Source organism: Antricoccus suffuscus, assembly GCF_003003235.1.
In the GTDB taxonomy this organism is placed as follows: domain Bacteria; phylum Actinomycetota; class Actinomycetes; order Mycobacteriales; family Antricoccaceae; genus Antricoccus; species Antricoccus suffuscus.
The window spans coordinates 70,628-96,809 of sequence record NZ_PVUE01000012.1; the positions used below are offsets into that span (position 1 = coordinate 70,628).

28 protein-coding genes are annotated in these 26,182 nt (G+C 64.1%); 17 read left to right on the top strand and 11 right to left on the bottom strand.

Translation table 11 applies throughout. From position 1 onward, the window contains the following. Window positions 1-56: 56 nt before the first annotated feature. Complete coding sequence (gene wrbA, locus CLV47_RS14105; RefSeq protein WP_202862587.1) at window positions 57-815, bottom strand: NAD(P)H:quinone oxidoreductase; 759 nt, start codon at window positions 813-815, stop codon at window positions 57-59. Window positions 816-892: 77 nt separating this feature from the next. Next, window positions 893-1,309 carry a VOC family protein gene (locus CLV47_RS14110; protein WP_106349690.1) on the bottom strand — a complete coding sequence of 139 codons (417 nt, stop codon included), beginning with the start codon at window positions 1,307-1,309 and terminating at the stop codon, window positions 893-895. A gap of 153 nt (window positions 1,310-1,462) precedes the next feature. On the opposite strand from CLV47_RS14110, the gene CLV47_RS14115 reads away from it, so the two are divergent. Continuing rightward, entirely contained in the window at window positions 1,463-2,239 is a 777-nt protein-coding gene (locus CLV47_RS14115; RefSeq protein ID WP_106349763.1) for an LOG family protein, read from the top strand. Further along, window positions 2,236-2,793 (top strand): LOG family protein, encoded by a 558-nt coding sequence (locus CLV47_RS14120; protein ID WP_106349691.1) that lies wholly within the window; start codon window positions 2,236-2,238, stop codon window positions 2,791-2,793. The genes CLV47_RS14115 and CLV47_RS14120 overlap by 4 nt, the downstream gene beginning before the upstream one ends. Before the next feature lie 75 nt (window positions 2,794-2,868). Here the strand turns inward: CLV47_RS14120 and folP are convergent, their stop codons facing one another. After that, entirely contained in the window at window positions 2,869-3,729 is an 861-nt protein-coding gene (gene folP, locus CLV47_RS14125; protein WP_106349692.1) for a dihydropteroate synthase, read from the bottom strand. 116 nt (window positions 3,730-3,845) lie between these two features. Between folP and CLV47_RS14130 the strand changes: the two genes are divergently transcribed. After that, window positions 3,846-4,175, top strand: a complete 330-nt coding sequence (locus CLV47_RS14130; RefSeq protein ID WP_202862589.1) for a DivIVA domain-containing protein — start codon at window positions 3,846-3,848, stop codon at window positions 4,173-4,175. A gap of 68 nt (window positions 4,176-4,243) precedes the next feature. Here the strand turns inward: CLV47_RS14130 and CLV47_RS14135 are convergent, their stop codons facing one another. Continuing rightward, a complete protein-coding gene (locus tag CLV47_RS14135) occupies window positions 4,244-5,029 on the bottom strand; it encodes an enoyl-CoA hydratase-related protein (protein ID WP_106349693.1) in 786 nt (261 codons plus the stop codon). A gap of 265 nt (window positions 5,030-5,294) precedes the next feature. Between CLV47_RS14135 and CLV47_RS14140 the strand changes: the two genes are divergently transcribed. Then, window positions 5,295-5,462: a DUF3117 domain-containing protein gene (locus tag CLV47_RS14140; protein ID WP_106349694.1), complete on the top strand. Its 168-nt coding sequence runs from the start codon at window positions 5,295-5,297 to the stop codon at window positions 5,460-5,462. A gap of 67 nt (window positions 5,463-5,529) precedes the next feature. Here CLV47_RS14140 and glgA read toward each other — a convergent pair whose 3' ends face one another. After that, window positions 5,530-6,702, bottom strand: coding sequence for a glycogen synthase (gene glgA / locus CLV47_RS14145; RefSeq protein ID WP_106349695.1), 1,173 nt, complete (start codon window positions 6,700-6,702; stop codon window positions 5,530-5,532). A gap of 45 nt (window positions 6,703-6,747) precedes the next feature. Here glgA and glgC point away from each other — a divergent pair, with 45 nt between their 5' ends. Then, window positions 6,748-7,971, top strand: coding sequence for a glucose-1-phosphate adenylyltransferase (glgC, locus tag CLV47_RS14150; protein WP_106349765.1), 1,224 nt, complete (start codon window positions 6,748-6,750; stop codon window positions 7,969-7,971). 15 nt (window positions 7,972-7,986) lie between these two features. Here the strand turns inward: glgC and CLV47_RS14155 are convergent, their stop codons facing one another. Continuing rightward, window positions 7,987-8,619 (bottom strand): O-methyltransferase, encoded by a 633-nt coding sequence (locus CLV47_RS14155; protein ID WP_106349766.1) that lies wholly within the window; start codon window positions 8,617-8,619, stop codon window positions 7,987-7,989. A 262-nt stretch (window positions 8,620-8,881) separates the two neighbouring features. On the opposite strand from CLV47_RS14155, the gene sigE reads away from it, so the two are divergent. The 4 genes from sigE to CLV47_RS14175 all read left to right on the top strand — a co-directional run bounded on the left by sigE (window position 8,882) and on the right by CLV47_RS14175 (window position 12,581). Continuing rightward, window positions 8,882-9,514 carry an RNA polymerase sigma factor SigE gene (sigE, locus tag CLV47_RS14160; protein WP_106349767.1) on the top strand — a complete coding sequence of 211 codons (633 nt, stop codon included), beginning with the start codon at window positions 8,882-8,884 and terminating at the stop codon, window positions 9,512-9,514. Beyond that, window positions 9,511-10,077 carry a zf-HC2 domain-containing protein gene (locus CLV47_RS14165; protein WP_106349696.1) on the top strand — a complete coding sequence of 189 codons (567 nt, stop codon included), beginning with the start codon at window positions 9,511-9,513 and terminating at the stop codon, window positions 10,075-10,077. Before sigE ends, CLV47_RS14165 begins: the two co-directional genes overlap by 4 nt. A gap of 739 nt (window positions 10,078-10,816) precedes the next feature. Next, window positions 10,817-12,124, top strand: coding sequence for a S1C family serine protease (locus CLV47_RS14170; protein WP_170111080.1), 1,308 nt, complete (start codon window positions 10,817-10,819; stop codon window positions 12,122-12,124). Window positions 12,125-12,197: 73 nt separating this feature from the next. Further along, complete coding sequence (locus CLV47_RS14175) at window positions 12,198-12,581, top strand: twin-arginine translocase TatA/TatE family subunit (RefSeq protein ID WP_106349698.1); 384 nt, start codon at window positions 12,198-12,200, stop codon at window positions 12,579-12,581. 41 nt (window positions 12,582-12,622) lie between these two features. Here the strand turns inward: CLV47_RS14175 and CLV47_RS14180 are convergent, their stop codons facing one another. From CLV47_RS14180 to CLV47_RS14190, 3 genes are all read right to left on the bottom strand, one after another. Then, window positions 12,623-13,774: an Mrp/NBP35 family ATP-binding protein gene (locus CLV47_RS14180; protein WP_106349699.1), complete on the bottom strand. Its 1,152-nt coding sequence runs from the start codon at window positions 13,772-13,774 to the stop codon at window positions 12,623-12,625. A gap of 120 nt (window positions 13,775-13,894) precedes the next feature. Further along, window positions 13,895-14,464: a DUF1003 domain-containing protein gene (locus tag CLV47_RS14185; RefSeq protein WP_106349700.1), complete on the bottom strand. Its 570-nt coding sequence runs from the start codon at window positions 14,462-14,464 to the stop codon at window positions 13,895-13,897. Continuing rightward, a complete protein-coding gene (locus CLV47_RS14190; protein WP_106349701.1) occupies window positions 14,457-15,704 on the bottom strand; it encodes a magnesium transporter MgtE N-terminal domain-containing protein in 1,248 nt (415 codons plus the stop codon). The genes CLV47_RS14185 and CLV47_RS14190 overlap by 8 nt, the downstream gene beginning before the upstream one ends. A gap of 87 nt (window positions 15,705-15,791) precedes the next feature. Between CLV47_RS14190 and CLV47_RS14195 the strand changes: the two genes are divergently transcribed. From CLV47_RS14195 to CLV47_RS14205, 3 genes are all read left to right on the top strand, one after another. After that, on the top strand, window positions 15,792-17,672 hold the full coding sequence (locus CLV47_RS14195) for a serine/threonine-protein kinase (protein ID WP_170111081.1): 1,881 nt from the start codon (window positions 15,792-15,794) through the stop codon (window positions 17,670-17,672). Between the two features lie 149 nt (window positions 17,673-17,821). Next, window positions 17,822-19,450 carry a flavin-containing monooxygenase gene (locus CLV47_RS14200; RefSeq protein WP_106349703.1) on the top strand — a complete coding sequence of 543 codons (1,629 nt, stop codon included), beginning with the start codon at window positions 17,822-17,824 and terminating at the stop codon, window positions 19,448-19,450. 65 nt (window positions 19,451-19,515) lie between these two features. Next, on the top strand, window positions 19,516-20,385 hold the full coding sequence (locus CLV47_RS14205; protein ID WP_106349704.1) for an SDR family oxidoreductase: 870 nt from the start codon (window positions 19,516-19,518) through the stop codon (window positions 20,383-20,385). A gap of 51 nt (window positions 20,386-20,436) precedes the next feature. Here CLV47_RS14205 and CLV47_RS14210 read toward each other — a convergent pair whose 3' ends face one another. Continuing rightward, window positions 20,437-21,039, bottom strand: a complete 603-nt coding sequence (locus CLV47_RS14210; RefSeq protein WP_106349705.1) for a TetR/AcrR family transcriptional regulator — start codon at window positions 21,037-21,039, stop codon at window positions 20,437-20,439. Between the two features lie 65 nt (window positions 21,040-21,104). Here CLV47_RS14210 and CLV47_RS14215 point away from each other — a divergent pair, with 65 nt between their 5' ends. The 5 genes from CLV47_RS14215 (at window position 21,105) to CLV47_RS14235 (ending at window position 25,412) form a co-directional block, all read left to right on the top strand. Next, window positions 21,105-21,602 carry a DUF4188 domain-containing protein gene (locus CLV47_RS14215; protein ID WP_106349706.1) on the top strand — a complete coding sequence of 166 codons (498 nt, stop codon included), beginning with the start codon at window positions 21,105-21,107 and terminating at the stop codon, window positions 21,600-21,602. Window positions 21,603-21,680: 78 nt separating this feature from the next. Then, complete coding sequence (locus CLV47_RS14220; protein WP_106349707.1) at window positions 21,681-23,408, top strand: class I adenylate-forming enzyme family protein; 1,728 nt, start codon at window positions 21,681-21,683, stop codon at window positions 23,406-23,408. Beyond that, the gene (locus tag CLV47_RS14225; protein ID WP_106349708.1) at window positions 23,405-24,676 is read left to right on the top strand and encodes an aromatic ring-hydroxylating oxygenase subunit alpha; all 1,272 of its coding nucleotides are present in this window, start codon (window positions 23,405-23,407) and stop codon (window positions 24,674-24,676) included. The genes CLV47_RS14220 and CLV47_RS14225 overlap by 4 nt, the downstream gene beginning before the upstream one ends. Then, complete coding sequence (locus tag CLV47_RS14230) at window positions 24,673-25,170, top strand: aromatic-ring-hydroxylating dioxygenase subunit beta (protein WP_106349709.1); 498 nt, start codon at window positions 24,673-24,675, stop codon at window positions 25,168-25,170. Before CLV47_RS14225 ends, CLV47_RS14230 begins: the two co-directional genes overlap by 4 nt. Window positions 25,171-25,172: 2 nt before the next feature. Further along, window positions 25,173-25,412 (top strand): hypothetical protein, encoded by a 240-nt coding sequence (locus CLV47_RS14235; protein WP_106349710.1) that lies wholly within the window; start codon window positions 25,173-25,175, stop codon window positions 25,410-25,412. Window positions 25,413-25,420: 8 nt separating this feature from the next. On the opposite strand, the gene CLV47_RS14240 is transcribed toward CLV47_RS14235, so the two are convergent. Then, entirely contained in the window at window positions 25,421-26,101 is a 681-nt protein-coding gene (locus tag CLV47_RS14240; protein WP_106349711.1) for a TetR/AcrR family transcriptional regulator, read from the bottom strand. Window positions 26,102-26,182: the final 81 nt, after the last annotated feature.

Here is a 26,182-nt window from a genome sequence, read left to right on the forward strand (position 1 = left end):
GAAAAATGAGTCTTGATCGTCTGCTGCCACGCACGGCATTGGACGTGCCGGTGAGACTAGCGATTAAGGATCTCGGTTCCGAGACGTAGCGCACGTGCCACTCGGGTCGCTCGGTTACCGGTGACCCATGCACTCTGCAGGGCATCCGCGTCCGGAGGAATTTGTCCATTGTTGGATGTATGAGATGCGCCGTACGGGTTTCCGGTAATGAACTGGCTCGGCTCGGTATAACCAGGCGGTACGACGATGCCGCCGAGGTGGCACACCATCCGGTAGATCGCCTGGATGGTGCCTTCCTGCCCGCCATGGTGAGTTGCCGATGATGTGAAAGCCGCGAACACCTTGTCCTCGATAGCGCCATCACCCCACATCTGACCCCAGGTATCGATGAAAGCCTGCAGTTGCGAGGAAACGTTGCCGAATCGGGTCGGCGTACCGAGCAGGACGACGTCGGCGTACTGAACGTCGTCGGTCGTCGCGATTGGCACGGAGGCGGTTTCCCGAACGTGTGCGTCCCAGAGTGGGTTGGCGCCGATGATGTCGCGCGACACGGTTTCGCGCACTCGTACGACGCGTACGCTGCCGCCCGCGTCCCGCGCGCCTTGCGCGACAGATTGCGCGAGTTGGTGCACGATTCCGGTCGCGCTGTAATAGATCACCGCTACCCGCAACGGGTTGTCGTCGGCGTCGAAACCCTTGGGAGTCACCGTTTTGCGAGGAGGTCGCGTTGGGGTGACGGACGTTGTCAGGTCATCTCGCCGCCCGCGCTCGGCGCCGCCGAGGTAGGTCGTCTGGAAGGAGTCTTCCTCTGTCACCGCACTACTTCCGTCGAGGTGGTCTTGCGCAGCATCTTTTCATGTGTGCGCAAGACGACCTCGAACGGGCAGGTGAGTTAGGCCTTGGCGCCGGCGATGTTGACCAGCCAGCTCACGCCGTACTTGTCGATACACATGCCGAAACTGTCGCCCCACGGCGCCTGCGCCAGCTGCTCGAGCACCGTGCCGTCGGCGGAGATCTTCTCCCAGTAGCCTCGCAGCTCGGCATCGTCCTCACCGCTCAGCGAAACGGACATGGCGCTACCCGGCGTGAATTCCATATGCGCCGGTACGTCGGCGCCCATCAAGGTGAGGCCGTTATCGGTGCTGAGCATGGAGTGCATGATCTGGTCCTTCTCCGCAGGGTCTTCGCTTGCTCCCAAGTCGGCGAAGGTGCTGATGTCAAGCTGCCCGCCAAAGACAGATTGGTAGAACTCCATTGCCTGACGGGCGGTGCCACGGAAATTCAGGTACGGGTTGAGGATGGTGCCCATGTCTATCGCTCCTTGCGTAGCGCGGGATGATCGCTTAATTGTCGGCCCATCTGCGAGGATTCACTAGGGAACAGTGCGACAGGTAGACGGAATCTCAATGAACTTTTCCGCCGCACTCAAAACGGTCGTCCGCGTGCTCAGTACGGTATGGGCATGACATCTGTAGATCCAGATCGCATTCGAGACAATCCACAAGAACGCCAGCGTGGACCGGTCCTGCTGCGAGGTGACCAAGTCTCGCCGGGTACGACGGACCAGCGGTTGCTCGACCAACGCGGCCCGAGCGACTGGGTGCATGCCGATCCATGGCGCGTTTTGCGGATCCAGTCCGAATTCGTTGAGGGATTTGGCTTGCTGTCCGAAGTGCCGACTGCCGTGTCTGTCTTCGGGTCGGCGCGCACGAAGCCAGATGACCCGACGTACAAGGCAACCGAGCGGCTTGGCGCGGCGTTGGCGAAGGCGGGCTATGCAGTCATCACCGGCGGCGGACCCGGTGCGATGGAGGCAGCCAACAAAGGTGCCCAGCAGGCGGGGGGTCTTAGTATCGGACTCGGCATCGAGTTGCCCTTCGAGCAGCAGTTGAACGACTGGGTCGACCTGGGCATCAACTTCCGCTACTTCTTCGTGCGCAAGACGATGTTTGTGAAGTACGCGCAGGCGTTCGTGATCATGCCCGGTGGGTTCGGCACGCTGGACGAGTTGTTTGAGGCCGTCACCCTCGTGCAGACCGGCAAGATCACCCGATTCCCGATCGTGCTGTACGGCACCGAATATTGGGGAGGTCTCGTCGATTGGATTCGCAGCACGCTGATGGCGGAGGGCAAGATTAGTCCTGGCGACGACGAACTGCTCCATTTGACCGATGACATCGACGAGGCCGTGCAGTTGATCGTCGATTCGCAACGCAAGAGCGCCGGCAACGAGGCATGACGGACGAACGATTCGCGGTCTGTGTCTACTGCTCGTCGTCGAAGGGCATCGATCCGGCGATCGTCGACCTTGCGGCTGAGGTGGGTACGGCGCTCGCTCGTGAACGCATGATCGTCGTGAGCGGTGGCGGTGGAGTGTCCTGCATGGGCGCGCTCGTACGAGCGGCCCGCGCGGCAGGCGGCCGCACCGAAGGCATCATCACCGAGTTCCTAGTCGATCTCGAGGTTGCCGATCGAGAGAGCGACGAGCTGGTCGTCACCTCTTCGATGCGCGAGCGCAAGGCCGAGATGGACCGCAGGTCCGATGCGTTTGTCATCTTGCCCGGCGGCCTAGGGACGCTGGAAGAGCTGTTCGAGATTTGGACAACGCGCGGACTGGGTGAGCACAATCGACCGTTGTATGTCGTAGACCCCCAGGGGATTTTCGATCCGCTGTTCGCGGCGTTGCAGGGCTTGTGCGAGCGCGGTCTCATCAAGCCGGAGGCATTCTCGGCGCTTCAGGTAGTGCGCGATGTGCCGACGCTCATCGAACTGCTCCGGTCTGCGCGCGCCTGATTACTGTCGACTCCGCTGCGCTTCGTTCGATCGACGAAAATGGATGACGGGTGCGGAGTCGGACGGACGGTGGGGTTAGAGAGCGCGGCGAGCATTCTTCGGCGGACGATCGCCACGTATGACCGAGACCATGTCGAGCGCTTGTCGCGTCTCTACAACATTATGCGCACGGAAAACCTGAGCGCCCTTCATCGCGGAGTAGACCGTGGCCGCGAGGGTTCCCGGTAACCGGTCATAGAGCCCGACATCGAGGGACTCGCCGACGAAGTCCTTATTGGACAAAGCGACCAGGACCGGCCATCCGGTGGCGACCAGCTCGTCGAGTCGGCGGGTGATTTCCAGTGAGTGGAAGGTGTTCTTGCCGAAGTCGTGGCACGGGTCGATCAGGATGCCGTCACGGCGCACGCCGGCCGCAACCGCTTTGTCGGCCAGTGATGTGCACGTGTTGATCACGTCGGCGACGACATCGTCGTACTGCGGCCGGTCCGGATCGGTGCGCGGGGGCAGCCCGCCGGCGTGCGAGCAGACCAACGCAGCCCCTGTCTCGGCGACGACCGATGCGATCTGCGGATCCGCGCCGCCCCAAGCCTCGTTCACCAGGTCGCAGCCCAGCGCGATCACTTCGCGCGCGACATCCGCCCGGTAGGTGTCGACACTGATGACAATCGCCGGGTGCCGTTCGCGGAGCGCGACCACGACGGGACCGACTCGATCGATCTCCATCTGCACGGTGACCTCCTCGCCTGGCCCGGCCTTGACGCCGCCGATATCGACGATGTCCGCGCCCTCGTCGACCGCACGGGTCGCCTTGTCAATCGCCGCCTGCAGCCCGAAGGTCTCGCCGCCGTCATAGAACGAGTCCGGAGTTCGGTTGACGATGGCCATCACCAACAGGTCGGTGTCGGCGACGGTTCGCGCTCCGAGGCGAAGTCCCATGTAATCAGTCCTTGGCGTACGTCGATGGCTGGTTGCGGCAGGCTCTCCAAACCGCAACCACGATGCTAGCGACGGACGTACGACGTCCGCAGCGGCCCACATGACAGTATTGGAGGGTGGGCGAGTTTCTCTGGGTTTTCTTCGGGCTGATTGTGGTGTCTGGCCTGCTCTACTTCGTCATCACCGTTGTGTTCGGCCCTGGCGAGGAGCGGGTGGACAGTTCGCCAGACTCGTCGCCGGTGGTGCTGCCGCACGGCCGGGTGCTGGCGCCCGAGGACCTCGATAAGGTCCGGTTGCCGGTGGCGTTTCGTGGCTATCGGATGGCCGAGGTCGACGCTTTGCTCGATCGTCTTAGCGAAGAGTTGGCGATCCGGGACGCGCTCGCGCGCTCGCCGCAGCCTCTCGGGCACGACGACTCACCGGAGGACCCGCCGCCAGTTCCATAGATCGGCCACGGCCGGCACTGAGCGAGCGAAGCGAGGCGACGTGTTCGCTGCGCTTTTCGAGTGGAATTCTAGCGGCCGCGGAACGTCGGCTTTTCCTTCTTCACGAACGCGTCTACGGCATTCGCGTGGTCCTCGGTGCCGCCGGCGACTGCCATATTGGCCGCCTCGTTGTCGAGGGCCTCGTCCAGAGCATGCGTCGCGGAGTACTGCACAGCCTGTTTGATCAGTCCGTACGCCGCCGTGGCCCCCGAAGCCAGGCGCGACGCTATGGCCGCCGCGTGGTCGGCGAGGTCAGCATCGGGAACGACTTCGTTGACCATCCCGATCCGCAGCGATTCCTCCGAGCCGACCGGGCTCGCGAGGAGCATCATCTCCAAGGCTTTGGCCTGTCCCACGAGCCGCGGCAAGTGGTACGACGCGCCGCTGTCCACCGATAGCCCGATATTGGCGAACGCGAGCAGAAACTTCGCGCTTTGCGCTGCCACGCGGAAGTCGCAGGCATACGCGAACGACGCGCCGGCGCCGGCCGCCATGCCGTTGACCGCCGCAATCGTCGGTTTCGGCATCTGCGCGAGGGAGCGCACTATCGGGTTGTAATGCTCGGCGACCGTTGCGAGCGGCGGGTTGCCGCTGCCAAGCTTCTCGAGATGTTCTTTAAGGTCCTGGCCAGCGCAGAAGGCGCGACCGCTGCCGGTGAGGACTACGGCTCGCACGGAGTCATCGGCGGCGAGATCGGCAAGGCCGTCACGCAGCGCCGTTTTCATTTCATCGGTGAGCGAGTTGAGCGCGTCCGGACGATTCATCGTCACGGTGGCAACCGGGCTGGCACGATCGATCAGGACTGTTTCGGTCATCGTTGGACTCCAGGTTCGGGCGCAGGTCTGCGGCGTGTGAATGCAGTCACGGTAGCGCGATTGAGTCTAGTAGACATCAGACGTCGGGACCCGGTTCGTCGATGCAGGTCAGCGTGGGGGAGAATTGACCGGGCTCACACTCGGCCGCTCTGAGAATCTACGGGAGTTCGAGCGTGAGGGAATGAAGCGAGCTTTATCCGAGCGCGCATGGACATATTGCAGCGCTGCGCTGAGCGATCAGTCAGCGGCGTGAAGGAGGAGAACAATGGCGGCCATGAAACCGCGGACCGGTGAAGGCCCGCTTGAGGTCACCAAAGAAGGCCGAGGGATAGTCATGCGAGTTCCGCTCGAAGGCGGCGGCAGACTGGTTGTTGAAATGACTCCAGATGAAGCCCAGGCGCTTTCTGATGCTCTCGAGGGTGTTGTCAAGTAGCTCGCTTTTCACTAAACACCGCACGATGTGAAGATCCCGGCCAGTTGGCCGGGATCTTTGCTATCTGTCAGCGCAGTGATTCGTAGAGAGCCTTCGTCTGTACGGCGATTGCGTCCCAACCGAAATCCTCGCGAGCCCGCTCTCGGCCTGCTGTCCCGTACCGCGCACACGTCGACGGATCGGCGACCAGCTCGTTGACGGCGGCCGCTATGTCGGACTCGAAACGGCCGGTATCCGCCGCGTCGTAGTGCACGATCGTGCCGGTCAGACCGTCGACGACGACCTCAGGAATCCCGCCCACGTCACTCGCCACGACCGCGGTCTCGCAGGCCATTGCCTCAAGGTTGACGATCCCGAGAGGTTCATAGACCGACGGGCAGACAAACACTGCCGCGTGCGTGAGGACCTGCGCGACCTTATCGCGGGGGAGCATCTCGCTCACGACGTACACCCCGCTGCGTTCGGCGTGCAGCGTCGCGAGTAGCGCATCAGTTTCTGCCTTCAGCTCTGGCGTGTCAGCGGCGCCCGCGAGTAGCACCAACTGCACCTCGGGCGCGAACTGCCGGGCCGCCGCTAGCAGGTGTGGCACGCCCTTCTGGCGGGTGATGCGCCCGACGAACGTCACGTAAGGCCGAGCCAGGTCCACGCCGATCTCGTCCAGCACGTCGGTGTCGTGGTCGGGTCGGTAGAGCTCGGTGTCGATCCCGTTGTAGATCGTGTGCACTTTGGCCGGGTCGATCTGTGGGTACGCCGCCAGGACGTCTGCGCGCATCCCGTTACTGACCGCGATGATCGCGTCGGCGGCCTCGTACGCCGTTTTTTCCGCCCATGACGACAGTCGGTAGCCGCCGCCGAGCTGTTCGGCTTTCCACGGACGAAGTGGTTCGAGGGAATGCGCTGATACGACGTGCGGTACGCCGTACAACAGCTTGCCCAGATGACCCGCGAAGTTGGCGTACCACGTGTGCGAGTGCAGTACGTCGCAATCGCCGAGCGCGGCGGTCATCGCGACGTCGGCGGCGATCACCTTGAGCGCCGGGTTGGCGTCCGGACCGCCCGGCACCTCCTCGGCGAATGCCTGCGCGCCGGGTCGTTCCGGGCCGGCGCAGAAAACCGACACGTCGAGAATCTTGCTCAGCTCGCGGACCAAGAAGTCGACGTGCACGCCGGCTCCGCCATACACATACGGCGGAAACTCGCGCGTCAACACACCTATTTTCAGCTGTTTCCCTGATCGCATGGTGAAACAGTAGCCGGAACGTGCTGCTCACGTTAATCTCCGGTGGTGGCTGGATCTCCGAAAGTTCTCGCGATTGTCCTTGCTGGGGGCGAAGGTAAGCGCCTGATGCCGCTCACTGTCGACCGGGCGAAGCCCGCCGTGCCGTTCGGTGGGTCGTATCGGCTCATCGATTTTGTGCTGTCCAACCTGGTCAATGCCGGGTTCATGCGGATCTGTGTGTTGACGCAGTACAAGTCTCACTCGCTCGATCTGCATATCTCGATGACGTGGCGGATGTCGGCAATGACCGGCAACTATGTGACTCCGGTGCCGGCTCAGCAACGACGCGGACCGCATTGGTACACCGGTAGTGCGGACGCGATCTACCAGAGCATGAACCTCATCAACGACGAAAAGCCTGACTATATTGCCGTTTTCGGCGCGGACCACGTCTATCGCATGGACCCGTCACAGATGTTGCAGCAGCACATCGAGACCGGCGCGGAGGTCACGGTCGCGGGGATCCGCGTACCGCGTGATCAGGCCTCGGCGTTCGGCGTGATTGATACCGACGAGACCGGCATGATGATCACTCAGTTCTTGGAGAAGCCCGCCGATCCGCCGGGCCTGCCGGACGATCCGGACTCGACGTTCGCCTCGATGGGCAACTACATCTTCACTCGGGACGCCCTCGTGCACACGCTGGAGGAGGACTCCGACAACACCGCCAGCGCGCACGACATGGGTGGCGACATCATCCCGGCCATGGTTGAGCGCAACTCCGCCTACGTCTATGACTTTGCCGACAACGAGGTGCCGGGCGCGACGGCCCGCGACCGCGGTTACTGGCGCGACGTCGGCACCCTCGACTCCATCTATGAAGCCAACATGGACCTGGTGTCGGTGCATCCGATCTTCAACCTTTACAACAGGGACTGGCCGATCTTCACCAACAATGCGCCGCAGATGCCGCCGGCGAAGTTCGTCGAAGCCGGTCGCGCGGAGGAGTCCATCGTGTCGACCGGGTCGATCGTCGCCGGCGGCCAGGTGCGCAACTCGGTACTCGGCCCGAGTTGTCGCATCAACCGGGGCGCGATCGTCGACGGTGCCGTGCTGATGAACAACGTCACGATCGGTGAAGGCGCCGTCGTACGCCGCACCATTCTGGACAAGAACGTCGTAGTACCAGCGGGCGCGCTCATCGGCGTGGACCTGGCAGCCGACCGGGAGAAGTACCACGTCACCGACTCGGGCATCGTCGTCCTGGGCAAGGACATGACCGCGACGTAGCACGTCGCGGACGGTCTACTCGGGCCGATGAATTGCGGCGATCAGGCCCTCGCCTATGGGAAGTACGACGGACAGCAGGTCCTCGCGCTCCCGGATCGCCTTACCCAGATCGCGCAGTGCCACCGACTCCGCATCGCGCGCGGACGGATCGGCGACCCGGTCCTTGTGGAGCGCGTCGTCGTAGACCAGCACGCCGCCCGGCCGCAGCAGCCGTAGACCCTCTTCGAGTAGGTCGATGTAGTCGGTGGCATCAGCGTCGATGAAGACGAGGTCGTAGGCGCCGTCGGTGAGCCGGGGGAGTACGTCGCGTGCGGCTCCGCCGATGACCCGGGTCCGGGAGTGCGGAATGCCGGCCTCGGCGAAGGACTGCTTGGCCGCGCGCTGGTGTTCGATCTCGGTGTCGACCGTCGTGAGTACGCCGTCCGGTCGCATGCCCTCAAGCAGCCATAGACCGGACACGCCGGTCCCGGTGCCGACCTCGACCACGGCTTTTGCGTCGATCGCGGCCGCGAGGAAGCGCAGTGTCGCGCCGGCTCCGTTGGTGATCGGCTCGACGCCGAGTTCCGAGGCCCGCGAGCGCGCTGCGGCGGGTACGGGATTTTCGGCGGCAAAGGACTCGGCGTACGACAGACTGGCGGCATTGGTCATGGCCTTGAGCCTATCGGCACACCGACGCATCGCCGGGTAATGACGCGGGTATCGGCACGATCAATGGGCGCGCCGCGGGTCACACTGCGGACACCGCATTCCTGTGTTGGCGCTGTGCGAGCAGGGCCACTCTGTGACAACCCTGTGAATCGATGCGACGGGGTAGGAACGGAACAACAACTAAGGCAGAATCGTTGTTACCGAACGCAGCATTTGAGATCGTCAGATGAGCGACCGACAAACCTACGGAGCGCCGCACCGCATGAGCTCAGCCCAGTTGAAAAACCAGGCCCACCACACGCCTGCGTCCTTCGACGAGACCGCCGACAGCGCCGACTCCGCGCCAGCTTGGGTACCACCCACGTGGGACGAAGTTGTCCGCGAGCACTCGGCCCGTGTTTACCGCCTTGCCTACCGGCTATCGGGCAACCAGCAGGACGCCGAGGACCTGACTCAGGAGACTTTTATCCGGGTCTTCCGGTCGCTCGCCAACTTCCAGCCTGGCACGTTCGAGGGGTGGATGCATCGCATCACTACCAACCTCTTTCTGGACATGGCTCGCCGCAAGCAGCGCATCCGGTTCGATCACCTCGCTGACGAGGCGGAACGCTTGCCGAGCGCCGAGATCGGCCCGGAGGGTATCTTCGATGCGAGCCACATGGATGCCGACATCCAAGACGCGCTCGACGATCTACCGCCGGACTTCCGGGCAGCCGTCGTACTCTGTGACATAGAAGGTTTGAGTTACGAGGAGATCGCCAGCACCCTGGGGATCAAGCTCGGCACAGTGCGCAGTCGCATCCACCGTGGCCGCGTGCAGTTGCGTGAAGCGTTAGCGCACCGAGCGCCGCGCCGGATGCGCCAAGCGGCCGATGTAGAGGAGGGCGCCGAATGAACCGGGCGGATACGCACCTCTCCACCGAAGCCCTCGCCGCATACGTCGACGGGGAGCTTGCACCGGGCCCGAAGGCCCGTGCAGCCGAGCACATCGCCGGTTGTCTCGAGTGCGGTTTTGCCGTCGGTGTCCAGGCCCAGACCAAAGAGTCACTGAGTTCGTCATCCGGCACGTTCGCCGTGCCGTCTGGATTACTGGCTAAGTTGGGCAAGATCCCGTACGACGTTGAACTACCGCACGATCGGCCCACGGCGTCCGGGATGTCGATGAGCGGTGGCGGCGTCTTCGAATTTTCGGTGGCCGCGCCTGCCGTGGCGCGTGAATCTATGCCGCGCCCAGAACACCCGTCCGAGCCGGCGAAGAGATCCCGGCTCGGTGAGATGCGTCGCGCTCGCCACTTCAACCGTGGTGCGGCGCTTATTGCTTTGGGTGTGGGTCTCACTCTGAGCCCGACGATGCTCGGAGGCAATGGTCACATCGTCTCCACTCACGATGAGCCGCTTCCGAGTTCTGTCGTCGGGATAGTGTCCGGTCAGTCCGGGGCGCCCGCGACCCACGGCTGACAGAATCCAAGCCAACGCAGATCCAAGCCAAGCAGATCCACGCGAAGGCAAATTCCGGCCGAAGGCAACCGCTCGCCCAGCTGCTGCGTCAGAGCGGGCGGGACGGCACGTCCCCTCGACAGTGATGCATGATTGAGGCGCACTCGATCCGGGAGGACACTTTTCTATGTCGAACGACGATCAGTCACAGTCTGATCGCGCCGCAGAGCCCGTCACACCAAGCGATGCCGCCGATGGTTCCACCGACTCCGGTGGTGCGAGCCCTGGACATCTCGGGACGCCGCGGGCCCAGGGTGGGGCAGTGAACTCAGACTCTCGATCGTCGCAGACCGTTTCCGCGCAGAGCCTGCCACCACTCGCGCAAGACTCTTCTTCCCCGCCCCAATCTTCGCAATCTTCACAGCCTTCCCAGTCCCAGGCGTCCCAGTCGCAGTCCTATCCGGCTACTCCGGGCGATCCGCAGCCGCGCTGGCAGTCCGGTCCGCCGCGGCCGTCCTCTCCGCAGCCGCTGCCGGCGCCCGCGCCACCCCAGTCGGCCCCGGGTCCGACGATCGACTTTGGGCGCCCCCAGGGTGTCGCGGGCAGTTTCGTGCAGCGCCCGCCGCAGCGACCGCGCGGCCACCGTCAAGCACCGCCACCACCCGCGGTTGCGCAAGCGTTCGGTCGCCCGCCTTCGGCAAGTGGATCGTTCGCTCCCGGAAACCGTCCAGCCCCGCGTCCATCGGCCCCGGTGCCGCCCGTGCCGCCGGCGTACCGGGCCGCCTTCGGCCGTCCGCAGGATGCCGCCGACTTGCAGCGCCCGCCTGGTGAGAAGCCCTATGGCCTACAGATCCGCGAGTCTCCCTGGTGGAAACCTGATGCGCCACGCGATCCCTGGCGCGACCCGCGGTCCGCTGCCAGCCTCACCGCGCCAACCAGCGAGTCCGCGGAGCCGGTCGACGAGGGCATCCTCGACACGGACAAGAAGCGCCGCCGGCGGATTCGGGTACGCGACCTGCCAATCCGGCTGGGCGTCGTACTCGGCATCTGTGCATTGATTCTCGGGTTGGCCGGAGGCGCCACAGGATTCTTCTTGGCAAAGAAGGCCGCCGAGTCCCCGTTGACCAAGGCCGAGCCGCAGTACCAGAAGGCCGCCGATGCGCCGCCACCGTCGGACATCGCAGGGGTCGCGGACAAGGTGCAGCCATCGGTCGTGTCGATCGACGTCATCGCCGGCAACACCGGTGCGACCGGCTCTGGAGTCGTCATCGAGGCAGATGGCTACATCCTCACCAACAACCACGTCGTTTCGATGGCCGCGACGAGCGATCAAGCCAAGATCAGCGTGCATTTCGTTGACGGCAGTATCAGTCCGGGAAAGATCGTGGGACGTGACCAGAAGTCCGACCTCGCGGTCATCAAGGTCGACAAGCCCGGATTGGTCCCGATCGAAATCGGTAAGTCCGCCAAGTTGCATGTCGGCGACGAGGTCGTCGCATTTGGGTCGCCGCTCGGTTTGGCCGGCACCGTCACCTCGGGCATTGTCTCGGCACTCAACCGGCCGATGCACCTGAGCGGTGAGGGAAGCGACTCTGATGCCTATATCCTCGCCGTACAGACCGACGCCGCGATCAACCACGGCAACTCCGGCGGCGCGCTGGTCGACGCCAACGGCTCGTTGATCGGCATCAACAGCGCGATCGCCAGTTCGGATGCGCAAGGCGGCAGCATCGGTCTCGGGTTCGCAATTCCGGTCGACTACGCAATTCAGGTAGCCGACAGCATCATCAAGACTGGGAAGGTCGAGCACGGCGACCTACAGCTTGCCGCGCAGTCCGTGACTGACGGCAGCCAGAACGGCGCGTTGATCGTTCGGGTCGACGCTGGCGGCGCGGCGGACAAGGCTGGGTTAAAGGCCAAGGACGTCATCGTCCAAGCGGGGGATACCAAGGTCACGGCCGTGGCGGACCTGATGGCCGTTGCCTATCTGCATAAGCCCGGCGATAAGCTGATGCTCAAGGTCATCTCGGGCGGCACCGCAAAAGACGTCGAAGTCACTCTTGGGTAATGACGCGCCGCTGATTTCGGGGGATACTGTTGCCGTGGGATTGTCTGCTGGCGACGGTAAGTAGCGAGGGAACATGTTCAGTTCGGTGGGTTGGGGTGAGATCCTCACGCTTTTGGTCGCTGCGCTGTTCATCTTCGGTCCGGATAAGTTGCCCGGCGCCGCCAAGCAGGCGAAGGACGCGCTTAAAGGCGTGCGCAAGCAGCTCACGGGAGCTCGCAAACAGATCCAGGACGAGTTTGCCGACGTCGCGCCCAACTTCGACCCGACGATGCTCAACCCGAAAGAGTTCATCCGCCGCAACCTGTTCGACGACGATGACGATGAACCGGTTACCAGCAACGTGATGCAAGATGCGACACCGACTCCGGCTCGCGTGCCAGACGCTGCGCACACGCCCACCGCGATTCAGGCCGTGCTCCCCAACAAGCCGGTCCTGTACGACGAAGAGACTACCTAGAGCGGTCGACGTTCGGTGCGTCCCGGCGAGTGGCGGCGCGACTAGAGTTTGCTGACCGGCGTAATCCCGAGCGACATCCCGGCCAGGCCACGTTCGCGCTGACCGAGTTTGGCGGCGATGTCGTGCAAGGCTGCGCCCGCGCCGGACTGCGGGTCGTCGAGTACGAGCGGCTTGCCCGAGTCTCCGCCTTCCCGAAGGCGTACGTCGATCGGCACCTGACCGAGCAACTGCACCCGAGTGCCTGTGGTCTCAGTGAGCGAGTCGGCGACCGCCTGGCCGCCGCCGCTGCCGAACAGCTCGATCGCCTTACCGTTTGCGTCGTACACCGGACCGGACATATTTTCGATGACGCCCGCGATTTGCTGGTGCGTCTGCAGCGCGACGGCGCCGGCGCGCTCGGCCACCTCTCGGGCAGCCATCTGCGGGGTGGTCACGATGAGGAGCTCGGCGCTGGGCAGCAACTGAGCGATCGAGATCGCGACGTCACCGGTGCCCGGCGGCAGGTCGAGTAGCAGCACGTCCAGGTCGCCCCAGTAGACGTCCGCGAGGAACTGCTGCAGCGCCCGGTGAAGCATCGGGCCGCGCCATACGACGGGCGCGTTGCCGGGGGTGAACATGCCGATCGAGATGACGGCCATGCCGTGCGCGCGCGGCGGCATGATCATGCCCTCAACCTGTGTCGGACGGGCCGTGACGCCGAGCATGCGGGGGACCGAGAAGCCGTAGATGTCGGCGTCGACCACACCCACGGACAGGCCTTGGGCCGCCATCGCAGCGGCCAGGTTGACCGTGACGCTGGACTTGCCGACACCACCCTTGCCGGACGCGACGGCGTACACGCGGGTCAGAGAGCCGGGCTGGGCAAACGGAATCACCGGCTCGGCGGAGTCGCCACGCAACTGCTTACGCAGTTCGGTGCGTTGTTCGTCAGACATCACGTCGAAGTCGACCCGCACATCGGTGACGCCCGGGACGGTCGCGACCGCGTTGCTCACGTCACGCACCAGCGTGTCGCGCATCGGACACCCGCTCACGGTCAGCAGCACCGTCACGGCGACCGAACCGGAAGGATCGATATCGACGTTCTTGATCATCCCGATTTCGGTGAGCGGACGTCGGATCTCCGGGTCGTTGACGGTCGCTAGAGCGGCGTTGATCTTGTCAGGGTCGACTGTGGTAGCACCGGATTGCATGAGCGTCCTTGAATTACGACAACGGGAACAACCCATGCTACGTCCGGGCGGATCGCCGTGCTCGCGCGACCGTCGGTGTTGCCCTTGTCTGCTGGGTCTTGCCGACTTGAGGGCCGGCCGCTAACCCTTTGTCTTCTTCGAGTCCTTGCTCGGCTTCCGCTCTCGATCTCGGTCGCCATCAGTCTCGGGCACCGCCAGCCGCGCGAGCTCAGAGCGCACGAAGTCGCGGGTAGCCAGCTCGCCGATCGCCAGTCGCAGGGCCGCGAGCTCACGAGCGAGAAACTCGGTGTCGGCCTTCGAGGCCACCGCCCGTGAGCGGTCCTCCTCGAGGGCTACCCGGTCCCGTGCCTCCTGGCGGTTCTGAGCCAGCAAGATGAGGGGCGCGGCGTACGCCGCCTGGGTCGAAAATGCCAGGTTGAGCAGGATAAACGGATAGACATCAAACTTCGCGCTGCCCACCGCGACGACGTTGTAGAGAATCCACGACACGACGATGACCGTCTGGATGAGCAGGAACCGCCCGGTTCCCATGAACCGCGCGATGGACTCGGAGACCTGACCTATCAGCTCGTTATCGATACCGATTCTGATCCGACGCTTCGCGCCCTTAGGACTGTCAAGCCGGTCGACTCGAGCCTGCCCGCGGGCACGCCCACGCCTCGTCCGCGGCTCGTCGTTACCCTCAGCCATCCTCGTCCTCCCGCCAGTCCTTCGGGAGCAGGTGATCGAGCAGGTCGTCGACGGTCACCGCGCCGAGTAGCCGGCCGATTTCGTCGATAACCGGCGCACCCACCAGGTTGTACGTTGCGAAATAGCGGGTGATCTCCGGCAGCGTCGCGCTCGGGCGCAACGGTTCGAGCGCGGTATCGGTGACGCTGCCGATGAGCTCCGAGGGCGGCTCGCGAAGGAGCCGCTGAATGTGTACGACGCCGAGGAACTTGCCGGTCGGCGTCGCGGACGGCGGCCGGGCGACGTACACCTGGCTGGCCAGTGCCGGACTGAACTCCTCGCGGCGAACGATGGCCAGCGCCTCGGCGATCGTCGTGTCCGGGGGCAAGATCACCGGTTGGCTGGTCATGATTCCGCCCGCGGTGTCGTTGCTGTAGCCGAGGAGCTGTTCGACGGCCTGCGCCTCGTCCGGCTCCATCAGGCTCAGCAGCCGATCTCGATCCACGATCGTCATCTGACCGAGCAGGTCCGCGGCGTCGTCCGGATCCATCTCGCTGAGTACGTCGGCGGCGCGGTCCTCATCGAGGTTGGCGATGATTTCGCGCTGGTCGTCCTCCGGCAGTTCTTCGAGAATGTCCGCGAGTCGGTCGTCATCGAGGGCTTCGGCGATCTCCTGCCGTCGGCGGTCGGGAAGGTCGCGGATCCGGGCCGCGACGTCCGCAGCCTTCTGTTCCTCGAACTCCTCCAGCAGCGCGTGCGCTCCTTGCGGGTCCCGTTGGACAGCGATGCCGGAGATATCGTGCCAGTCGAGCTGGATGATGTGCCCGCGTCGCGGTGCGAGACGGCTGGCGCCGCGTTCGCGTACGGCGACTCGCATCAGCAGCCAGTCGCGTGCCCTGTTTTGTTCCATCGCCACATCGACCAGCAGCGCTTGCTTTCCGCTGGACTTCACCGTGACGGTGCGATCCAGCAGCTGTGCCATCACCAGTAGCTCCTGGGGGCGTTGCTCGAACCGTCGTACGCTGACCGTCCCCGACGACAACACGAGTGCGTGGGTATCAACCGAGGTCATCCGGGAGATGGGTACGAAGGATTGTCGGCCGCGACTGATCTCGACGACCAGACCGACGACGCGAGCCGGGGTAGCGTCCGTGCGCAGCGTGACGACGATGTCCCGGATCTTGCCCACTCGATCGCTGAGCGGCCCATATACCGGTAGCCCGGCGAGCCGGGTCAGATAGACGCGTGAAGTGGAAGTCACGTTGGAAGGTTACCGACCGCAAGATGTGGCGCGCCTTCCATCGGCGTAATTCGGTGTGAATCGTGTCGCCACCCTATGCTGGACCCCATGTCTTCATTGCCCGAGATCGCCGGATTGTCCGACCTTTCGGTGATCGGACAAGGCGGCAGTGGTGTGGTCTACCGGGGGATCCAGGACCAGCTGCGCCGAGTGGTGGCGGTCAAGCTCTTGGCAACTCGGCTCGATGCGACGACCGCCGAACGATTCGCCCGTGAGGGACACGCGCTCGGCATGGTCTCCGGTCACCCCAACATTGTGCCGGTCTACCTCGCCGATACGACGTCTGCGGGCGAGCCCTACCTCGTCATGCAGCTGTGCGAGGGCGGTGCACTGTCGGATCGAGTCGAGTACGGCGGGCCGATGCCGTACGCCGAAGTCCTCGATCTCGGCGTACGGATGTGCGGTGCGCTGCAGACCGCACACGACGCGGGCATCTTGCACCGAGACATCAAGCCGGCGAACGTGCTCTTCGACGGGTACGGCGTACCGCGGCTCGCTGATTTCGGGCAGGCCCAGCACGCGGACGTGCGGTTGACGCGCACGGGTGAGGTCGTCGCGACGCCCGGCTTCGCCGCCCCCGAGGTGCTGCGTGGTGCGCCGGCGACCGCGCGCTCGGACGTCTACTCGCTCGCGACGACACTGCTGGCGGCACTGTTGGGACACGCGCCGTTCACCAAGGACACCGACGAAAACATCGCCGCGACGCTGCTGCGAGTCGTGCAAGACCCACCGCCGGATGCTCGAGTGCTCGGCGTACCGGATCAGGTGGCATGGCTGCTTGAGCACGCCATGGACAAGGAACCGCAGGGTCGCCCGTCCAGCGCCGGGGAGTTCGGTCAGGCACTGCAAGGAGTCCAGATGGCGTTGGGGCTGGCGCAGACGCCGCTGATCATCGCCGCCCGCCCCGCGACCGGCGTCCTACCGCACCGCGACGGAAGGCAGCCGACGCGCGAGTTTCCGTCGAACGGTACGACGCAGGCGCGGCCGGGCCCGCAACAGACCATGGTCGCGCCGCAGTACTCCTCCGCCCCGCGCTCGGGCACGGCACCGCTGCATGCCCCCATCAATCCCGGTCCGCCCGGGATCTCCCCGAAGCCGAGAAGATCAGGTGCGACGAAGTGGATTATCAGCGGCGTCGCGCTACTCGTGGTCCTTGCGCTCGGAGTCTGGCTGACCGTGCTCGTCAACTCGCAGGCCGAGGTCAAGGCCGTCAGCAACCCCGGCGCGATCTTGGTCGGTGGCGCGGATTTCGGACCGGACTGGTCGGCAACCGACGGCGACAGCCTGGTCAGTAGCGTGCTCGGCTCCTTGCCCGAAGGGACGTGGGATAAGGACAACACGCCCAGCCCCAGCTCGCTGATGGACTGCATCGATGTCACATTCGACGGCGTGAAGAGCGCGAAGGCCTCCGCGATGTACGTGAAGAAAGGTCTCGAGCCCCCGGCCAACAAGGATGCGGCCAAAAAGGGTGCACATTATCTGATGGGCCGCTCCGAGGCGCTGCTAACCGACAGCGACAAGTCCGCGTCTGACATCGTCGAAGCATTCTCGAGTCCTGGGTTCGACACCTGCCTGGACGAGGCACGCAACATCGGTGTCACTGTCGCCAACGAGTCCACGATGTACAACGCCACGCCGAAGCTCGACGTGCCGTATACAGCCGAGAATGCAAACGCCGATATCCCGGACGTAGTCACGATGCAGTCGAGGTCCGTCGCGATCGTGCTGTCGCAACGGGCCGGCGACAGCGAAGTGTCGACGGACAACAACGGCGACCCGAAGGCGGCCGGTTACCGCTACGTGACGATTCTGGCGATGAGCGCCGGCAAGTCGCTCGTCATATCGATCTTCCAGGGCGACCAGCAGGACCTGCCCGATGGGCTGCTCGACAACGTCGCCACCGCCTTCATCGGGAAGAGCACGAAGTAGATCCTCTGTGGAGTCACCGGCCCGCGCCCTATTGCCGGTCGAGGTTTTGTGTTACTAACTAACGATATGACTTTGACCGCTATCGGGCGCCAGGATCGCGCGTTGGTGCAGAAGCCCAACTCCGAACCGTGAGCGTATAGGAGACACCGATGACCCAAGCTGCCACCAAAAGCGACACTCGCCAGGACGCCAACCTCGACTACGACGTGGTCATCATCGGGGCTGGATTTGCTGGCATGTACCAGCTCCACACGTTGCGCTCCAAAGGATTTCGCTGCCATGTCTACGAAACCGGCGACGGTGTCGGTGGCACCTGGTACTGGAACCGTTATCCCGGTGCTCGGTGCGATGTCGAGTCCGTTTATTACTCGTACTCCTTCGACAAGGATCTCGAGCAAGAGTGGACCTGGCCGGAACGCTACTCCGCGCAACCGGACATCCTCAAGTACGCCGATCACGTCGCCGATCGTTTTGACTTGCGCAAGGACATCACGTTCGAGACGCGCGTCGACAGTCTCGAGTTCGACCAGGCCGCCAATATCTGGTCGGTCCACACCGACAAGGACGAGATCGTGCAAGCGCGATACGTCGTGGCCGCAATCGGCTGCTTGTCTTCGTCGCAGATCCCGCAGTTCGACGGCATGGACGACTTCCGGGGCAAGATTTACCACACCGGTCGCTGGCCGCATGAGGACGTCGACCTCGACGGCAAGCGGGTGGGTGTAGTCGGTACGGGCTCGTCCGCGATCCAGACCATCACCAAGATCGCGCCGTCCGTGGGCGACTTGACTGTCTTCCAGCGCACGCCCAACTTCTCTATACCGGCGAACAACCGCCCACTTACCGAGGACGAGATAGCCGCGGTCAAGAGCCGCTATCCGCAGATCCGGGAGACCCTTCGTCGTTCGCGCGCCGGGATCGTTCCGAAGGCCACGGGCAAGACCGTCGGCGAGCTCACGCCCGAGGATGCGCGTAAGGCGTTGCAGATGCGATGGGAGGACGGTGGTCTGCAGATCACTGCGGCGTTCGAGGACACCCTCGTCAACCCCGCCGCCAACGACGTTGTCGCCGAGTTTGTCCGCTCGCAGATCCGCGAGATTGTCGACGACCCGCACACCGCCGAGCTGCTCAGCCCCAAGACCTACCCCATCGGGACCAAGCGCTGCTGTGTTGATACCGGTTACTTCGAGTCCTATAACCGCGACAACGTGCACCTTGTGGATCTCAACGCCGGCCCGATCGAACGGTTTACGGCTCAGGGGCTTCGCGCAGGCGGCAAGGACTACGAGTTCGATGTCATCATTCTTGCGACCGGCTTTGATGCGATGACCGGTCCGCTCAACAACATCGACATCCGGGGCGGTGCCGGGTCCTTGAAGGAAAAGTGGGAGCACGGACCACGGACGTATCTGGGAATTATGTCTGAGGGATTCCCCAACCTATTCATGATCACCGGCCCCGGCAGCCCCTCGGTGCTCTCCAACATGATTGTATCGATTGAGCAGCACGTCGACTGGGTCACCGATACGATCGGGCACCTTGACGAAAGCGGAATGTCTCGGATCGAGCCAGTCAAGGAGGCCGAGGACAAGTGGGTCGATAGAGTCAATGAGGCGGCCAGCATGACGCTGATGCCACAGGCCAACTCGTGGTACATGGGAGCTAATATCCCCGGTAAGACGCGCATCTTCATGCCGTTCGTCGGCGGCGTTAATGTCTATCGGGATATCTGCGACAAGGTTGTCGCCGATGGGTACGACGGTTTCGCCCTCGCGTAGCGTCGTTCTTAACGAAGTGTTCGAAATCGTTCAACGAAGTATCGAAAACCAAAGGGAGAAAAAGTATGTCAGGAGTCGAAGACCGCGTTGTTGTAGTGACCGGTTCGGGAGGCGGCCTCGGCCGTGAATACGCGCTCGCGCTTGCGCGCGAAGGCGCGAAGGTCGTCGTCAACGACCTCGGGGGCGCGCGTGACGGGTCCGGTGCCGGGCACAACATGGCCGACTCTGTCGTCGACGAGATCAAGGCGGCCGGCGGCATCGCGGTTGCCAACTATGACAGCGTCGCGACCGAAGAGGGCGGCAAGGCGATCGTCGAGACCGCGGTCTCAGAGTTCGGCGCCATCCACGGTGTCATCAACAACGCCGGCATCCTTCGCGACGTGTCGTTCGGCAAGATGACCTCCGATGAGTGGGACGCCGTACTCAAGGTGCACCTGTACGGCGCATACAACGTCAGCCGCGCCGCATGGCCGCACTTCCGCGAGCAGAAGTATGGCCGTATCGCGATGGCAACCTCGACCAGTGGCATCTATGGCAACTTCGGTCAGGCCAACTACGGCGCGGCCAAGCTCGGCCTCGTCGGTCTGAGCAACGTGTTGGCCATCGAGGGACGCAAGTACAACATCGGCGTCAATGCGCTCGCGCCGATCGCGGCGACCCGCATGACCGAGGACATCATGGACGAAGAGCGACTCAGCGCGCTGGCACCGGCGCTGGTCGCGCCGGTCATGGTGCAGTTGATGAGTGAGGACTGCACGGATACGGCCAACGTGTTCGTCGTCGGCGGCGGCATGGTGCAGCGTGTGGCCTACTTCCAGGCCAACGCGGTCAACTTCGCAGAGCAGCCGTCATTCGGCGATATCGTCGCGAAGTGGGACGAGATCACCAACCTCGAGGGCGCCGTACCGGCCGGTCACCCGATTCGCCAGCAGTAGCACCCGAACCACCGAGTTGGGCCGCACCCGAGGTTGGGTGCGGCCCATTTCTTATCGCGGGGGAGCGAGCCAGCCGCGGTAAATCGCCAGCAGGTGCGGGCGGAGGATCTTCTCCCAGTCCTTGCGGCTCATCTGGTCCGGGCCGAGCTGCGCTAGGCCGACAAGCCCATGCACGCTGGCCCACAACGACATCGTGATCGTTTCCTCGGTGCCGCGCCGCCAGAGCTTCTGCACCTTGCCGCGATGTACGGCGCCGGCCAACGGCTCGATGGTGGCGGCGCATGATTGCTCGGTCTGCGGGTCGAGTTCGAAGCCGCTGAGCAGCCCGCCGAACATGACGGCGTAATGCGTGGGATTGTCCAGCGCCCAGTTCCAGTACGCCGTCCCCAGAGCAAGGATGTCTGCGGCCACATCGGTGCCATCAACCACGGCGCACTGAGCGGCGTAGAAGCTGGCCGATGCGCGTGCGACGACGGCGTTGACGATGCCCGACTTGCCCCCGAACAGCGAGTAGACGGCGTTCGTCGAGGTCCCCTCGGCAGCCGACAGCGCGCGGACCGACAGCGCTTCGACCCCGCCCTCGGTCAGAAGCTGGTCGGCCCGGCTGATCAGCTGGTCGCGGAGGGAGTCATCGTAGATCTTTGGTCTAGCCACTTGACAACTATAACATAACGCTGTTTTATAACAGTGTTACTTAGACTCGTTCAAGGAGCTCGACCATGTCGAAAGTCTATGCCGGCCGCTATACCGCCCAGCCTGATCAAGACGTCACGGTGTTCCTCATCGGGATGCGGATCAACAAAGTTCACCGACCCGACAAGTGGGTCCCGGTCGTCAATGCGATGCCGCGGATGCTCAAGCACCTGGTCACCCATCCCGATGCCGGGCTGCTGGGATTTCACAACTGGTTCGGTCGTACGACGTTGCTGCTGTCCTATTGGCAGAGTTCGCAGCATCTTCGCCGGTTCGCCTCCGACAACGAGGCACCGCACGCGGAGGCGTGGCGTGCCTTCCGGCGCAACGTCGGTGACGACGGGATCGTCGGCATCTGGCACGAGACGTACGACGTGCCTGCGCAGAACCTAGAGGTCGTGTACGGCAACATGCCGCGCTTCGGCTTGGGCAAGGCGACCGCGCAAGTGCCGGTCGGGCGGGGCTCGCACACCGCCAAGCAGCGCATCAACAGGTTGCGTGACACGACGTCGGCGGTCGGCTGACGATCCGGCCCCGTACTTCGAACGGGCTTGCGGTTCGCCGACTCTCCGTTATTCTAATCTGTATTAGATTATGGAGAGATGGGTGGCTCAGTCATGACTAATGCCGGACAAGACATTGAGAGTCGGCGTGCACAACTGCGGGCTCGGTTTGCCGAGTGGACGCCGTACACGTTCGACGGCTGGCTAGATCGATGCGCGCAGGAGTACGCCGACCGACCGCTGGTGATCACCGACGATCGCACGCTGAGCTACGCGCAGACGGCGGAGTGGTCACGACGGCTTGCCGACGGACTGGCCGCGCTTGGTGTCAAGCCAGGCGACCGGGTGGGCATGGTCATGGCCAACTACCTTGAGTTCGTGCCGCTGAAGTTCGCGATCGCGCGGGTCGGTGCCGTCGCCGTCCCGTTCAACTTCCTCTACCGTCGCGATGAGCTTGCCTACGTCCTCGCGCAGTCCGAGTGCCGGGTGCTCATCACCATGACCGGGTTCGGCGACCTGGACTACCTGCAGATGCTCGATGAGATCGCCCCAGGCTGGGACAGTGGCGACCAAAGTGCTCTGACCGAGCTTGCGGCCGTCGTACAGCTGTCGACCGACGGGCGCGAGCGGGACGGCGTCCTCACCGTCGAGCAGCTCGGGTCGAAAGGCGAGCCTGGCGCATCGGACGGCATGAGCAGCCGCCCCGATGACCCTGGCGACATCCTCTACACCTCGGGCTCGACCGGATCGCCCAAGGGCGTCCTGGTCACCCATGACGCGGTGCTGCGTACGTCGTACGCGAGCGCCCTTACCCGTGCCTACGACGACGGCTGGCGGATCCTCTTTTCGCTGCCGTGCTATCACATGTTCGGGTACGTCGAGGGCCTGCTGTCCGCGACATTCGTCGGCGGCGCGATCATCCCACTCACGTCGTTCAGCCCGGTCGGCTACTTCGAGGGCATCGAGCGGCACAAGGCCACCGATATCCTCTGTGTGCCGACGATGACCGTCGCACTGCTCGAGCACCCGGACCGCGGCAACTACGATTTTTCCAGCCTGACCGGGATGCTCTCGGGCGCCGCGCCCGCTCCGGTATGGCTGTGGCAGCAGGTCGAGCAGGCGTTCGGGATCTCCGAAATCGTGACCGGTTACGGGATGACCGAGTGCGGTGGCGCGATGACGCTGACCCTCCCCGAAGACCCGCTGGAGCTCACCGCGACGACCGCGGGACGGCCGAAGTACGGCGGTGTCGCGGGACTTCCGCTGCCCGGGGACGGCGCCCTGGTGGCCTACAAGGCGGTCGATCCGATTACCGGTGACGACATGCCGGCAGGTGAGGTCGGGGAGCTGGTGTCACAGGGGCCGACGACGATGCTCGGCTATTGGAACAAGCCGCAGGAGACCTCGGAGGCGCTGCGTGATGGCTGGTTGCACTCCGGTGACCTCGGCGTCGTACGACCCGACGGCTACCTCGAGGTCACCGGCCGCACCAAGGAGCTCTACAAGAGCGGCGGCGAGCTGGTGATGCCCCGCGAGATCGAGGAGCTGCTCAGCGCGCAGGAAGGAATCAGCCAGGTCTACCTAGTCGGCATTCGTGACGACAGGTGGGGCGAGACCGGCTGCGCGTGCATCGTGCGGTCACCTGGATCGACGATAACCGAGGATCAGATATTCCAGATATGTAAGGAGAATCTGGCACGCTTTAAGGTGCCTAAGAAGGTGATCTTCTTTGAGTCCGACCAGCTGCCGACGACCCCGACCGGCAAGATTCAGAAGTACCTGCTCGTTGAACGGGCCGAAGAGATCGCCCGGACGGTGGCACCGTGACGGCGACAGTCTCGGGTAAGGCATCGAAGTACGACCAACTGATCGAGCCCACGCGGGTCCACGGGTCGCTATATACCGACGACGAGATCTTCCGCGAGGAGCTGGAGAAGATCTGGTACCGGACGTGGGTGTTCGTCGGTCACGAGAGCGAAGTGCCAGAACCTAACGACTACGTTCGCACAGCGATCGGACCTCAAGACCTGGTGCTCAGCCGCGATCGTGAGGGCGTGCTGCATGTGCTGGTCAACCGTTGCGCGCACCGCGGCAACCTGGTGTGCGACGACCAGCGCGGCAACTCCAGCTCGTTTCGCTGCCCGTACCACGGCTGGACATACAAGAACAACGGTGACCTGCTCGGCTACCCGTTCAACCGCGGCTACGGCGGAAAGGGCAACATCGAGGGGGAGCTCGGCCTCGGCGTACTGCCACGGGTCGACAGCTACCAAGGGTTCGTGTTCGCGAGCTTCGCTTCGGAGGGGCCGTCGCTTGTCGAGCATCTCGGCGCCGCGGCGAGGGAGCTCGACCGGCTGGCCGGGCTCTCCCCGGAGGGCAAGGCAGAACTAACAGCCGGGTGGCTCAAGCACCAGACCGGCGCCAACTGGAAGCTGCTGGTCGAAAACGAGACCGACGGTTACCACCCGCAGTTTGTGCACGGCGCGATCTTCGGCGTGACGGGGAGCCCGATCGGCGCGCTCTACAGCGACAAGTCGACGGCGGTCACCCGTGACCTCGGCGGTGGGCACAGCGAGAACGACCTGCGCCCGGAGTTCCGGAAGTTTGGCGAACCGATGCGGTGGTTCGGCACGACCGAGGAGCGTGTCTTCGAATACGCCTCGCGCATGCGCGAGGCGTATGGAGACGAGGACGCCGAGCGCGTCATGATCGAGGGTGCGCCGCACGTGATGATCTTCCCCAACCTATTTATCGCGGAGATCCAGGTGTTCGCGATTCAACCGCTCTCGGCGCACGAGTGCGTGCAGCGCAGCACCGCGGTACAACTGCGCGGAGCTGGCGACATCAACAAGCGGCTCGTATCCCAGTGCATGGGTTCGGTCGGCCCTGCGGGCATGCTGCTCGCCGACGACACCGAGATGTATGAGCGCAATCAATACGGCGTCGGGATGCGCAAGCCCGAATGGCTGGACATCCGTCGTGGCGTGGACCGCGAGCGCGTTGACGAGAACGGCTTCAAGATAGGGACGGCGACCGACGAGACGGGCATGCGTGGGTTCTGGGGCCACTACAAGTCGCTGATGGAGGCGGAATGACAGTCACTCCTATGGACCCGCAGATCGCTGATATACGGCAGATCGAGCAGTTCCTCTACCAGGAGGCGCGGTACGCCGACGAGCACGACTACGACGCGTGGGAGTCGCTCTGGACCGACGACGCGATCTACTGGGTGCCGGCCAACGGCGCCGACAACGATCCGACGACTCAGATGTCAATTCTGTATGACAACCGTGGCAGGATCTCGACCCGGCTCAAACAGCTACGCACAGGCAAACGCTACGCGCAGGCGCCGCCGTCCAACCTGCGCCGGATGATCTCCAACATCGAGGTGCTGGACAGCGCCGCGCAGGAATGCGAGGTGGGCGCGAACTTTATGCTGCTCGAGTCGCGCGAGCGCCGCACCGAGGTCTGGGCCGGCCGTACGACGTACCGGATCAGGCTCATCGACGGTGCGCTGAGGCTGGCATACAAAAAGGTCGTCCTGATCAACAATGAGGTCGCCGTGCCCACTCTCGGATTCCTGATCTAGCGATGGCACCGTATCGGCCGCCCTCGGACCAGTCCCGCGAGATCGGCATCGTGGAGAGCGAGTTCGCGTCGGTGCGAATTAGCATCAACGACGATGGCAATGGTCCGCGGTTGCGCCTAGAGGACTTGCGCGGCGACAAGGTTCGCTATCTGGACGCGCTGGAGTTGGAGACGCTCGTCTGGTTGCGCGATGAGCATCTGAGCGCGTTGCTCGACCCATCCGCGGACCGGTGGCGCGAGTAGCGAGGCCCTCAGCGCTTCGTCGCGGGCCTGCTCCTGCGGCGCCTCTTGGCGATCCCCGAATGCGCCATGGCCTGTGCCGTTTCGATGACGGCCTCGAGTGAGCCGCGCGCCGGGCTCCACCACTCCGTGGCCCAGTTGAGTGCCCCGATAATCAGCAGTCGCGCCAGCTGCGGATCGATATTGTCACGCAGGCTGCCCTCGGAGTGCGCCTCTTCGAACAGGTTGCGCCACGTGGCGGCGTACTTGCGCTCCTCGACGAGTTGTCGGCTGCGCATGTCGGGCGGCAGCTGACTCTGGTTGCGAATGACCGAGTGAGCGAACCCGGTGCCCGACATCAGGCCGGTCAAATGTGCCTCGATCGCGACGTCGATCCGGTCGATCGCCGGCGTACCGTCCGGACACGCGGCCAATCGCTGCTCGACATGATCTCGGAGGCGGATGGTCCCTTCGACCAGGACTTCCTGGATCAGGTCCTCGCGGGAGGCGAAGTGGTAGTAGATGGCCGGCGCTTGCATCTGCGCTTCTGCGGCGATATCGGACAGCCGGGTGCCGGCGTACCCCTTGGTGCTCAGGATGGCCGCGGCGGCCGTGATGAGCCGCTCGCGGGTGCGGTCGGCCTTCGTCGCCCTGCTGTCGGTCGGCTCAGTGTCTGAGCGAGGGCGTCTTTTGGGCGCCGTACTCGATGTCACGTGCTGATGCTCCCGATAGCTCGAAATGACCTGTTCGCCGGGCTGGCGCCCCGCACCGCTGTCATTTTAATATAGATTAGA